The 10751-nt window shown below is 59.7% G+C and carries 14 protein-coding genes; 4 read left to right on the top strand and 10 right to left on the bottom strand.

What is annotated here, in order from left to right; all coding sequences use genetic code 11:
- Positions 1-414: 414 nt before the first annotated feature.
- The 5 genes from H1Y01_RS10815 to H1Y01_RS10795 form a co-directional block, all read right to left on the bottom strand.
- Positions 415-843: a DUF1801 domain-containing protein gene (locus H1Y01_RS10815; protein ID WP_180540532.1), complete on the bottom strand. Its 429-nt coding sequence runs from the start codon at positions 841-843 to the stop codon at positions 415-417.
- The gene (locus tag H1Y01_RS10810) at positions 840-1034 is read right to left on the bottom strand and encodes a hypothetical protein (protein ID WP_219341452.1); all 195 of its coding nucleotides are present in this window, start codon (positions 1032-1034) and stop codon (positions 840-842) included. Before H1Y01_RS10810 ends, H1Y01_RS10815 begins: the two co-directional genes overlap by 4 nt.
- A gap of 125 nt (positions 1035-1159) precedes the next feature.
- Positions 1160-1696 (bottom strand): SRPBCC domain-containing protein, encoded by a 537-nt coding sequence (locus H1Y01_RS10805; protein ID WP_180540530.1) that lies wholly within the window; start codon positions 1694-1696, stop codon positions 1160-1162.
- A gap of 26 nt (positions 1697-1722) precedes the next feature.
- Positions 1723-2115 carry a VOC family protein gene (locus H1Y01_RS10800; RefSeq protein ID WP_180540529.1) on the bottom strand — a complete coding sequence of 131 codons (393 nt, stop codon included), beginning with the start codon at positions 2113-2115 and terminating at the stop codon, positions 1723-1725.
- Positions 2112-2510 carry an ArsR/SmtB family transcription factor gene (locus tag H1Y01_RS10795; RefSeq protein ID WP_180540528.1) on the bottom strand — a complete coding sequence of 133 codons (399 nt, stop codon included), beginning with the start codon at positions 2508-2510 and terminating at the stop codon, positions 2112-2114. Before H1Y01_RS10795 ends, H1Y01_RS10800 begins: the two co-directional genes overlap by 4 nt.
- A gap of 123 nt (positions 2511-2633) precedes the next feature.
- On the opposite strand from H1Y01_RS10795, the gene H1Y01_RS10790 reads away from it, so the two are divergent.
- Complete coding sequence (locus H1Y01_RS10790) at positions 2634-3416, top strand: carotenoid biosynthesis protein (RefSeq protein WP_180540527.1); 783 nt, start codon at positions 2634-2636, stop codon at positions 3414-3416.
- A 157-nt stretch (positions 3417-3573) separates the two neighbouring features.
- Here the strand turns inward: H1Y01_RS10790 and H1Y01_RS10785 are convergent, their stop codons facing one another.
- The 4 genes from H1Y01_RS10785 to H1Y01_RS10770 all read right to left on the bottom strand — a co-directional run bounded on the left by H1Y01_RS10785 (position 3574) and on the right by H1Y01_RS10770 (position 6553).
- On the bottom strand, positions 3574-4008 hold the full coding sequence (locus tag H1Y01_RS10785) for a DinB family protein (RefSeq protein ID WP_219341451.1): 435 nt from the start codon (positions 4006-4008) through the stop codon (positions 3574-3576).
- Between the two features lie 673 nt (positions 4009-4681).
- Positions 4682-5488: a VTT domain-containing protein gene (locus H1Y01_RS10780; RefSeq protein ID WP_180540525.1), complete on the bottom strand. Its 807-nt coding sequence runs from the start codon at positions 5486-5488 to the stop codon at positions 4682-4684.
- 18 nt (positions 5489-5506) lie between these two features.
- Complete coding sequence (locus H1Y01_RS10775) at positions 5507-5896, bottom strand: DUF302 domain-containing protein (RefSeq protein ID WP_180540524.1); 390 nt, start codon at positions 5894-5896, stop codon at positions 5507-5509.
- A gap of 18 nt (positions 5897-5914) precedes the next feature.
- Complete coding sequence (locus H1Y01_RS10770; protein ID WP_180540523.1) at positions 5915-6553, bottom strand: family 16 glycoside hydrolase; 639 nt, start codon at positions 6551-6553, stop codon at positions 5915-5917.
- Between the two features lie 77 nt (positions 6554-6630).
- On the opposite strand from H1Y01_RS10770, the gene H1Y01_RS10765 reads away from it, so the two are divergent.
- Genes H1Y01_RS10765 through H1Y01_RS10755 form a run of 3 tightly spaced genes read left to right on the top strand, consistent with a single transcriptional unit; the run spans position 6631 to position 9694 of the window.
- Positions 6631-7863, top strand: a complete 1233-nt coding sequence (locus H1Y01_RS10765; RefSeq protein ID WP_180540522.1) for a TIGR00300 family protein — start codon at positions 6631-6633, stop codon at positions 7861-7863.
- Entirely contained in the window at positions 7860-8267 is a 408-nt protein-coding gene (gene queF / locus H1Y01_RS10760) for a preQ(1) synthase (RefSeq protein ID WP_180540521.1), read from the top strand. Before H1Y01_RS10765 ends, queF begins: the two co-directional genes overlap by 4 nt.
- Complete coding sequence (locus H1Y01_RS10755) at positions 8267-9694, top strand: class I SAM-dependent methyltransferase (protein ID WP_180540520.1); 1428 nt, start codon at positions 8267-8269, stop codon at positions 9692-9694. Before queF ends, H1Y01_RS10755 begins: the two co-directional genes overlap by 1 nt.
- Here the strand turns inward: H1Y01_RS10755 and H1Y01_RS10750 are convergent.
- On the bottom strand, positions 9626-10531 hold the full coding sequence (locus tag H1Y01_RS10750; protein ID WP_180540519.1) for a bifunctional transcriptional activator/DNA repair enzyme AdaA: 906 nt from the start codon (positions 10529-10531) through the stop codon (positions 9626-9628). The two genes, H1Y01_RS10755 and H1Y01_RS10750, sit on opposite strands and share 69 nt — an antisense overlap.
- Positions 10532-10751: the final 220 nt, after the last annotated feature.

Raw genomic sequence — 10751 nt, 5'->3', positions numbered from 1 at the left:
CGAAAGGTGGTTGCTGGTAAGCTCCGTTGGAATATCGCCCCTTAACCATGCGAGAAGACCATGTCCGACCCCCTCATGCAGCAGTGTTGCAATCGCAGAAGCGATCACGGCCATGCTAATGATAGTCGTCTTACTGTGCCCATCTTGCATTCGAACTACTCTATCGCAGAAGGGGTTCCCGAGCTTGCGGACGCCTTAAAAGAAAGTGCGGCGGTTACCAAGCGGGGCGCATCCACATCCATCCCTGAAGTCACGGGCCTACCGGCGATGGAGACGCTCGTTTCGGTAGCTTCAGCCTTAGTTGGAGTGTTCGTGTGCCGCGTCTCAAATGGGGCTCCGGCGAGCGCAGTGCACGGCCGGGCGTGGCAACGGTCACCGGGAAGACACACGGCGAAGGCCGATATCTTCATGAACCTACTCGGCCCGCTTACTACCCGCCCGCCGGGCCCTGACCTTACTATTGGTCGCCAGGTTGAGCGCCACCGCGTCGCGGATGAGATCTCTCAAGGCCGCCACATTAATCTTCTCCCCTTCATGAATGTCGATGGCTCGCCTGACATTCCCGTCAAGGCTGGAGTTGAATAGACCTGACGGGTCCTTCAACGCAGCTCCCTTGGCAAATGTCATCTTGACGACATTCTTGTAGGCCTCCCCCGTGCAGACAATACCGGCATGAGACCAAACGGGCGTCCCCCTCCATTTCCACTCTTCGATAATCTCAGGGTCTGCCTTGTGCACGATTTCGCGGACTTTCGCGAGCGTCTTCCCGCGCCAGTCCCCAAGTTCATTGATCCTCTGATCAATCAACGCAGAGGGAGATTCAACCGGAGCGGGTCGTTTCATGTACGCCCGCGGCGCCACTTGGCGACATACGGCAGGAAGAACAAGTACAGACCTGTAAATAGAAGCAAAAATAGCGGGAGCACCGCCATCAGCCCCATCCAATTCGTATACTTCTTCACCGCAACGGCAATGCCATTGAAAATGATGGCTGCTGTAAGAACAATTGACAGCCAGCGGTGGCTCTGCCGCATCCATTTATTCCAGTTCAATGGGACCTCCTGTAGAGACGAGTCCGAAACTGCCGTAAGTGCAGTCGCGCGTTCTGCGAAGTCGATTTCATAGGGTTCATCCTCATAGCCTTCAACTCTTCGCGGGGTTAGCCGCCGAACCGGGAGGTTTCAACGGCGAATTGCTTGGCGTACTCCTCGTTCAATCGCTGCCAGCCCCCGGATTTCATGGCCTCGGGGCCAACCATGCGTGGAATTGGAGTTCCGCTGAGAAGACCATCCAGAACATCGAAACAAATGTGCCAGCCCGCGGCTCCCCAGGAGATGAAGCGGCGATCGATGTTGTGCCACAGCGTCAGGCGCGTGCGGCCGCCGAAGCCTTCCAGTTCCCACCGGATATCGCCGTACTCGAGCAACTCGGGAGCTTCGGCGCGCGTCACCGTTGTTACCAGCGGCCTGCCGGTTCCCACCCAGGTGAGATTCACCGTGGCTCCAACCGTACCCAGATTCCCATCGGCATCGAAGGGCGCCCACTCGCGAAGATGCACCGGATCGGTAAGTGCCTGCCAGACCTTTTCCGGCTCGTGGTGCAGTTCCCTGACCAGAATGAGGGACCACTTGTCGCCGCCCTTTCGTACCTGAGCCCCGCTGGCGGGACCCGGCTTGTACTCTCCGCGAGTGATCATTTCGTGGTGTACCTAATAGCGTGTCCTTAGTAGTGTGCCAGCTGCGTAAGCTGAATGAGGTTGCCGCAGGTATCCTTCAGCATGGCGATGGTCGAGGCGGTCACGTCGGTAGGCGGCATGGTGAACTCCGCGCCGCGAGCCTTGATCCGCTCATAGTCCCCCTTGACGTCGTCCGTGAAGAACATGGCCGCCGGTTGGCCCTGCTGAAAAATCGCCTCCTGATACGCTTTGGCCGCGGGGTTGTCGTTTTTCGCGAGCTGGAGCTGCGTGCCGTCCGGCTCCTCGGACGACGCTACCGTCAACCAACGATAGGGACCTTGACTAAAATCGGCCTTCTTGGCAAAGCCCAGTACGTCCGTATAGAACTGCAGGGCCTTGTCCTGGTCGTCCACGTATATGCTGGTCACCTTGATTTTCATTTCGTTTCTCCTTTACGTCGTTCGCGGTTTGGGCCGCGTCGTTTTTTCGTTGTCTTGCCTTTGGTTGGTGGTGATTTGGTTGATGGTTGTTGAGCCATCCGGTCGAGGTGGCGTTCAAGAGCATCTACATGCGCGGACCAGAACCGGCGGAACGGAGCCAGCCAGGCGTCGATCTCCTGAAGGGGCTCCGGCGTCAGCCGGTAAAGGCGGCGCTGGGCATCCACCCTGGATTCCACAAAACCGGCCTCTCGCAGCACCCGCAGGTGCTTGGACACGGCCGGCTGCGGCATACGAAGTTGGCGCTCGATCTCTCCAACCGATTGTTGGGACGAGACCAGGAGGCTCAAGATCGCTCGGCGGTTCGGCTCCGCAATGATTTCAAAAACAGACTCCACGCTTCTGGTATACACCGCTGGGCATATACGTGTCAAGACATATAATAAGATTTTTGGGGCGGCTCAACGCATGTTAAACAAGTTGGTATTTTCGTTGAGAGAGGACGCGAATTGAATCGGCAGTTGAAAAGCCTGGCTTGGCTACTCTTCGGCGGCGTGATCTACATAATCCTGGCCGGCGGCCTTAGTCCATGGACGCAGCTTCCGACGCTCGGCGACACCGGTTTCACGCTCGTATTCCTTGCGTTTTCCATTGTTCATTGCGCCGCGTCTATCGGTTGGAAGCGAACGGGTCTGTTCTTCGCGGTGACTGCCGTCATCTCTTACCTACTGGAGGAGATTGGCGTGCGGACCGGCTGGATTTATGGCGCGTATCACTATAGTGCGATGCTGGGCGCGAAGCTCGGGGACGTTCCTATCCTGATCCCCCTCGCTTGGTTCATGATGATCTATCCTTCATGGATCGTGGCCCGGGCGCTGCTTCGTGGAGTAGATGCTCATTCCGCCGTGGGAATCTGCAGCTATGCCGTCATCGCCGCCATTGTCATGACGGCTTGGGACGCGATCATGGATCCGGGAATGTCCGCCGCCGGTAACTGGATTTGGGAGCGCGGCGGTTCTTACTTTGGCGTGCCCTTTCAAAACTACTTCGGTTGGCTACTGACAACCTTTCTCGTCTACGTCGGGGCCGGTCTGCTTTGGCGCAAGGAACGCGACGGCACGGTGAACGGCAACTTATTCGCTGCGCTGCCGGTCATGGTGTACGCCTTCTATGGCCTCTCGTATATGACACCGCGCCCAATGCCTGCTCTACAAATCGTGGCGTTCTTTGCGATGGTCATGCCGGGTCTACTTGCGCTGATGCGGTTGTTCCTAAGTGTGTCGCAATTTGACGACGAGACTTAGATCGAGGGGTCCGAGCATGAATGAACAGCTACCCGGGATCATCACGCTAAAGGCGGAGTCTTCAGTCCGCCATCGAACCCGCCCGGTCGGCACACGGTCAGTGAACCTCACCGTCGAGTTGGCACAGACTGAAACCATTGAGGTCAATGAAACGCAATCACGACCGCGTGGCGGCGAGCCGTTCGATCTGGGAGAGATGGTTTAGGTCGTGACCGCCCATCGTCTCCACCAGCGTTTGGAAAGTCATGGAGCCACGTTCGGGATGGACAAGCTCTCTCGAAAACGCGTCCTTCGCAAGGCTTCGGATCAATCTGACATTCCATTTTCTGGAGGCGGAGAAAGCGTCGAGAGCGTCATGTGCGGTCAAGTTCGGATAGGGCGCAGCCCAGCGTTCCTGATCGAAGGGCTGAATCACATGGTGCGGCTCGGCCAGGGATTGGCGCAGACGGAACCCGAAAGCGATTTCTGTATCGGCTAAGTGGCAGAGAATGTCGCGAATGCTCCACTTACCGGGTGCGGGCTCGCGGTTCAGGATATCGGAGTCGAGGCTTCCAACGATCCCGGCGAGTATTCCGGGTGTCGATTCAATCACTGTTATGGGATCTGACTTCGCTAAGAACGAAGCATATGGATTTAGAGCAGACATAGTTGTTCAATTAGGATTCTACTGTTTCAGGAACGCGGCAGTTGCCTCAAGCGACTTAGCAAGCTTAGAGTATGTTGCGACCTAAGCAGCCCCGTGGTAGTTTCCGCTCCGTTACCGTCGCGGCTCCCAAGGAACAACGCGGTCTGGCAGCGGAGGACCCTCCCTTTCGGTCGGGCTCGGAGTGGGCTGCGCGGCGCCCGACGGCCCCTTAGTTCTTGCTTACGCGCGCGGCTCAGTAAAATTAAGTATGCTACAGAGCTTAGAGTATGCTGGGACCTAAGCAGCCCGTGGTACTTACCGCTCCGTTACCGTCGCGGCTCCCAAGGAACAACACGGTCTGGCAGCGGAGGACCCTCCCTTTCGGTCGGGCTCGGAGCGGGCTGCGCGGCGCCGCACGGCCCCTTTCTTGCTTACACGCGCGACTCAGTAAATACAGTATGTTACAGAGCCGCGACGGTTACGGAGCGGTTACTACCACAGGCTGCTACACCAGCTCCATTGCCTCCACCGGATAACCCGCCTCACGCCAGGCATGAAAGCCCCCGGCCAGCGGGCGCACACGGCTAATCCCTTGCTTCTTCAGTAAGAGCGCCGCACGGGCGCTCGAGGCTTCGTTGGGTCAAGTGCAGTACAGCACCACGTCCTGATCGCGCGGAACTCCGGCCAGACCGCTTTCAATCGCGCCGACGTTCAATGCAATCGCGCCGGGGATCTTCATGGGGTCTTCATCCCGCTCCATTTGCTTGCGCAGATCGATGATGACGACTCCTTCACCGCGGTCAAGTTTGGCTCGAAGTTCCGCGACTTCGATTCTCGCTACCCAGAGCTGGTGCAGAAACCGGCGGCGCGCAATGTACTTCACGGCAATATAAGCGGCCAGCGCGATTAACACGATGGCGATAATCCACGAACCGGCTCGCAGCATCCAGCCGAGTACATTGTCGATCTGGCTGTGGAACACCCAGCCGATCGCGCTGTAGGCGCCCGCCCAGGCCAGGGCGCCCATGCCGTCGAACACCCAGAATTTCCACAGCGGCATCCGGAAATTGCCGGCCATCGGCGGAAACGCGGCGCTCAGGCCGGGCACGAATTTCGCAAAAAGCAGGGCGCGCGGACCGTACCGCAGAAAGACGTTTTCCGTCTGCCGGACGCACGAATCCGGCTCGAGCGAGATGCGGCACAGGAGACGAAGCACGGCGGCGCCGCGGTTGCGGCCGAGCCAATACCAGACGGTATCCGATGCAAGCGCCGCGAGAACGGCAAGAGCCAACCCGGCCGGGTACGACATCTTTCCCGCGCCCGCCAACGCGCCGAAGGCTAACAGGATCGGCTGCGTGGGAATCGGAAATCCCAGCTGCTCGAGGAACACGTTCACGAAGATGAGCAGATATCCGTGCCGGAGTACGAAATCAAGCGTCTGATGCATGGAAACCAACTAATTCGTTCAGCGGAGAACCTGCTCAATCAGATTGCCGAGCCCGCCGATTGGTTTCATCAGTTCCGCGCTGAGACTGAATCGTTCGCCCAGGTACGCGGGCTCATTGTAACTGACAAACACGCGGCCCTCACGGTCCTGCCAGGCCAGCGCTTTCAGCGGCAAGTCCAGCGCGGCAAGCGGCTCCGCAACCATGATCGGAGTGCCGCCTTTGGGGTTCCCGAAAATCAGAAGTTGAATTTCCGGCATGGAGAGTCCAACCGCGCGAGCTTCCGCCGCCTGATCGATGCGCGCGAAAATCTTGATTCCGTGCTTGGCGAGCGACGCCTGAAGGCGATCAAGCGTTTCGGGAACCGAATACGGGCTGGGGACGGTTACTACTCCGGCTGGACTTGCCATGTACCCACTGTAGTTCGGTTAGTCCCGGCGATCAATGCGGAAATTGTCGAAGTAAGCAACCGTGTCGGCGCGCGTCCAAAGCCCTGTTTTGCCCGGCGCGTCGATCGTGTTATCCATGGTGTCGATCAGCTTGCGATGGCCGAAGAACAGAAGAATCCGGGGGCCGCGAAACTTGACGCGGATCACGTTCCATTCGCGGTCGTCCACCGGATGCGTCACCGACGCATGCGCCAGCAGCGATACCCGGCCGTTCACCTTCTTGAAAATGCTGACGCTCTTGTAATCGGCGCTGGCTACCGCGAAGTAGTAATTGGAAGGATCTTGAAACCGCCAGACAACGCCGGCGGATTGCTGCAACTTGCCGGAAACGATCTTGACGTCGACGCTGAGATCGCCATCCTTGAAAATGCTGTGGTTGAAGAGCGCCAGCGCGTAGCAGTCCGCGCCCTTCGGTATTCCGAGCTGAGCCAGGACGTGCGGGCGGCTGGGCGCGGTGCCATCGGTCGCCACTTGCCAGCGACCGGGTTTCGCCGAATTGTTCGAAAACACACTCCAACCCGGCGGCATGGCGCCGATGCGGGTCGAGTCGAAGGTAATGGTCTCCGCCGAGCCGAACGAAAATCCGAACACGGCAATGGCGGCGATCAACGGTCGCACATGAGTCTCTAGAGCATCAGTGTATCCGACGCGGGCATCGCCTGGGCGATTTGTTTGCTCAGCTACACTGGCGTTTGATGCAGAACCACGAAGTCGTCGAGGCGGAAGGACACCTCATCGACTCGCACTTGATGGAGGAAATCTTCGACAAAGTGGTCGAATATCAGGGCCGCTTTGAGGTGGAACAGTTTCAGATCGGGCGCACGAACAGCGATTCGTCATACCTGCGTTTGAAGGTGGAAACACCCGACAAGGCCTCGATGGAGCACCTGCTCCAGCAGCTGCTGGCGCTCGGATGCGCGCCGGTCGACAACTCCGATGCGCACCTGAAACCGATCTCCAACGATTGCTGCGCGCCGGAGGACTTCTATTCGACAACGAACCACCGAACCATGGTTCGTCACCGGAACCAGTGGATCGACGTGCAGAATCAGCGCATGGATGCGCTGATCGTGGTCAAAGAGAATCAGGCCTACTGCCGGCGTTTAAGAGATATCAAGGCCGGCGATCTCGTCGTGGCCGGCATGCGCGGGATTCGCGTGATTCCGGAATCGAAGGAGCGCGACCGCCTCTCGTTCGCGTTCATGTCGAACGGAATCTCGTCCGAACGCCAGGTGGAGACCGCGGTGAAGCAGGCCGCCGCGCTGATGGGCGCAGCGCGGGAGGACGGCAAGAAGATCGTGGTCGTAGCCGGTCCCGTGGTGGTCCATACGGGCGGCGCGCGGGGGCTGATCGACCTGATTCGGAACGGCTGGGTCTCGGCGCTGCTGACCGGAAACGCGTTGGGAGTTCACGATATCGAGGCCGCGTTATTGGGTACGTCGCTGGGTGTCCGTCTAAGCGATGGCCGCCAGGAAGAACATGGACATCGCAATCACATGCGCGCGATTAACATGATCTACTGCGCCGGCGGGATTCGCGGCGCCGTGGAGAAGGGATCGCTGAAATCCGGGATCCTCTTCGAGTGCGTGCGCCATGACGTGCCGTTCGTGCTGGCGGGAAGTTTGCGCGACGACGGGCCGCTTCCCGACACAATCACCGACATGAACGCCGCGCAGGATGCCTACGCCGAACAACTCCAGGGCGCGGGGATTGTTCTTTGCCTGGGCTCCATGCTGCACTCGATCGCTGTCGGAAACATGCTTCCCGGCTGGGTGAAAATCGTTTGTGTCGATATCAATCCGGCTGTCGCCACCAAGGTAAGCGATCGCGGGACCGGACAGGCCATCGGTGTCGTCACCGACGTCGGGTTGTTCCTCAATCTGCTGCCGGCCGAACTCAAAGCGCTTACGGTCGAACATACGAAATGAAACGTGCTTATACCGACGAGCATGCGGCCGCCGGGATCGATGCGCCGCTGCCCGAAATTGAGACTTGGCCGAATCAGTTCCCCAATTACGAAATTGAGATCGTGATTCCGGAGTTCACGTCGATTTGTCCGAAGACAGGTTTGCCGGATTTCGGCCGCCTCACACTCCGGTACGTTCCGGATAAGTTGTGCCTCGAGCTGAAGTCGTTCAAGATGTACACGCTGGAGTACCGCAATCTGGGGATCTTTTACGAGAACGTGGTGAACCGCCTGCTCGCCGATGTAGTCAAAGCGACGAAGCCGGTGTGGGCCACGCTGGTTGGCGAATTCACGCCGCGCGGTGGACTGCAATCGCGCATTACCGCGCGCTACGAGAGACCAAGCAAGCCGCGCCGGGGCCGCTGATGCACTTACAGCAGAACGATGTCCAGGGCCTCGAAATCGCCGAGTTACTGAAGGCCATTCGTCACCGCGTCCGGGCGCGCTATCCGGGCGCGAGCGCAACCATAGAGGGCGGCGTTCCGGAGCCCTTCGCGATCCCATTAGCCGATCTGCTTCCGTTGGTGCATGCGCGCGACGCCGCGCAGGCCAAGGTCGCCAGTATCGGAAGCGTCAACCCGCGAGCGGGCGGGTTCGTCAATCAGGCGATTCAGAGAGTCAAACGCCTGGTGGCGCGTTCGCTGGGGTGGTTCGTTCGCGACCAGATCGTTTTCAATCGTGAAATTCTGGCGTGCGTCGAAACGAGTCTCGAGGCGATGAACGACCTGAATCTGGCCGTCGGGTCGCTGGTTGCGCAGTTTAATACGAGAGCCGGGCGCCTGCATGCGGATGCGGCTGCCCTCCGGAACGAAGCGGATGCGTTGGGCGATATGCGCTCGCACTGGCTGGAGTGGCGCCAGCGATGGGAACGCGACATCGAAATTCATCGGATGCAGCACCTCCGCGCGATTGCCGATCTGCAGACCGGATTCAATCATCGGGCAACATTGATGGAGGCGAATTTCCGCGACATCGCCCGCGCGCAACACGCCGATTATCTGGGAGCACTGGACCGCACGAATCTGGACATCCAGAAACGTCTATGGGCGGACCTCGAGAAGATCCGCCAGGAGTACGAGCGGCTGATCCACAGCGAACTGCGCATCATCCGTCAGCGTCTGCAGCCCGCGTCGCCGAGCCCCGCCGCGGCTGCCGCACCCGCGCTCGATTACGAGTGGTTTGCGGAGCGCTTTCGCGGCCCCGAACAGCGCGTGCGCAGCAATCAGCGGGTTTATGTTCCCTACTTCCAGAACATCGGGCGCGTGTTGGATCTGGGGTGCGGGCGCGGCGAATTTCTGGAGTTGATGCGCGAGAACGGAATCCCGGCGCGGGGTGTGGAAGCCAGCCTGGAGAGCGTGGCCTATTGCCGCTCGAAAGGGCTGGATGTGGAGCAGGGCGACCTGTTTGCCGCGTTGACAGCGCTGCCTGAACAATCGGAAGACGCGATCTTCTGTTCGCAAGTGGTGGAGCATTTGGATCCGATGCGGCTTCCGGAGATGGTGCGACTATGTGCATCGCGACTGCGAAGCGGCGGCATTCTGGCTATCGAGACTCCCAATCCGGCGTGCCTGGCGATCTTCGCGACTTACTTCTATCTGGATCCGACACATACGCGGCCGGTGCCGAGCGATCTGCTGGCCCACTACATGCGCGAATCCGGATTGGCAAAGACTGAGGTGTTTATGTTCTCGCCGGCGAAGGAGAGCTTCTCGGAACTAAACTCGCTACCGGCGGACTTTGTCGATCGCTTTTTCGGCGGGTTGGACTACGGCATTCTGGGCTGGCGCGTTTAGCCCATCGCGCTCCATGGCCAGCAGCTTGCGCTTGCGGTCGACGCCCCAGCGATAGCCGGTAAGGCTTCCATCCGCGCCGACGACGCGATGGCAAGGGACGACGAGCGCGACCGGGTTCGTGGCGCACGCGCGCGCGACGGCACGGGTTGCCGAGGGCGATCCGATTTCCGCCGCGACTTGCGAGTAAGTGCGCGTCTCGCCGCGGGGTATGGTTTGCAGATGCTGCCAAACACGCTGCTGGAAGGCGGTGGCGCGGATATCGAGGGGCAGGCGCGGCGAGGGTCGGTCTGATCCGATCAGGACGAGGATCTGGTCCACCAGCAAGCTCAGTCGATCGTCTTTGCTGAGCGTTGCGCGCTGAAAGTCGCCGTGGAAGCCGGACTCGAGTTCCTCCGCTGAGTTGCCGAGCCGGACGGCGCAAATGCCGCGGGCCGTCGTCGCGACCAGAAGATAACCGAACTCCGTGGGCGCGATGGCGTAGGCGATTTCCACCCCGTCGCCGCAGCGCCGCCACGATCCCGGCTTCATTCCGAGGTCAGCGGCTACGTTCTCGTACGCGCGGCTGGCTGCCCCGAAGCCGGCTTCGTAGATTGCATCGGTGACGCTCGGAGCGGTTTTCAGCGCGGCTTGGAACCGGTTCAGCCGGTATCCGCGCGCCCACGCTTTGGGGGTGACGCCGGTCGCTTTCTTGAACACGCGCTGCAAGTGGAACGGGCTCAAACCCGTCTCCGCGCTCAGTTCGCCGAGCGTCACAGCCTCACCGGCACGCTCTTCGATATAGCGGGCAATCGACTGGACCAGCTTTTCGGCATGCGGGGTTTCCGTTTGCGTTTGCATATCGAAAGCTTAGCCTTGAAGCCGCGGCGGAAACTATCCGTTTCTTGCGCCGCGCTATGGCGCGGTCCCGACTGCGAAGGTAGCCACGTTACTGACGTGAGTGACCTGCGCGACGGTGAGCGTGGTCAGATTATCCGCCGTCAAACCTGTCGCTACCTGGAAGATCACCTCGTATAACCCGACCGCCCCCGGAACCAGATAAGACGAAACGATGTTGCCG

This window comes from Nevskia soli, from assembly GCF_903970205.1.
In the GTDB taxonomy this organism is placed as follows: domain Bacteria; phylum Acidobacteriota; class Terriglobia; order Bryobacterales; family Bryobacteraceae; genus Bog-113.
Note: the sequence above shows the minus strand (reverse complement) of the source record. Positions and strands in the feature narration are given on the sequence as shown.

Bases quoted from the DNA above. Each gene is read 5' to 3' on its own strand.
- H1Y01_RS10815 (WP_180540532.1), bottom strand. From the start codon at position 843: ATGAAACGACCCGCTCCGGTTGAATCTCCCTCTGCGTTGATTGATCAG.
- H1Y01_RS10810 (WP_219341452.1), bottom strand. From the start codon at position 1,034: ATGCGGCAGAGCCACCGCTGGCTGTCAATTGTTCTTACAGCAGCCATC.
- H1Y01_RS10805 (WP_180540530.1), bottom strand. From the start codon at position 1,696: ATGATCACTCGCGGAGAGTACAAGCCGGGTCCCGCCAGCGGGGCTCAG.
- H1Y01_RS10800 (WP_180540529.1), bottom strand. From the start codon at position 2,115: ATGAAAATCAAGGTGACCAGCATATACGTGGACGACCAGGACAAGGCC.
- H1Y01_RS10780 (WP_180540525.1), bottom strand. From the start codon at position 5,488: ATGCATCAGACGCTTGATTTCGTACTCCGGCACGGATATCTGCTCATC.
- H1Y01_RS10775 (WP_180540524.1), bottom strand. From the start codon at position 5,896: ATGGCAAGTCCAGCCGGAGTAGTAACCGTCCCCAGCCCGTATTCGGTT.
- H1Y01_RS10765 (WP_180540522.1), top strand. From the start codon at position 6,631: ATGCAGAACCACGAAGTCGTCGAGGCGGAAGGACACCTCATCGACTCG.
- queF (WP_180540521.1), top strand. From the start codon at position 7,860: ATGAAACGTGCTTATACCGACGAGCATGCGGCCGCCGGGATCGATGCG.
- H1Y01_RS10755 (WP_180540520.1), top strand. From the start codon at position 8,267: ATGCACTTACAGCAGAACGATGTCCAGGGCCTCGAAATCGCCGAGTTA.
- H1Y01_RS10750 (WP_180540519.1), bottom strand. From the start codon at position 10,531: ATGCAAACGCAAACGGAAACCCCGCATGCCGAAAAGCTGGTCCAGTCG.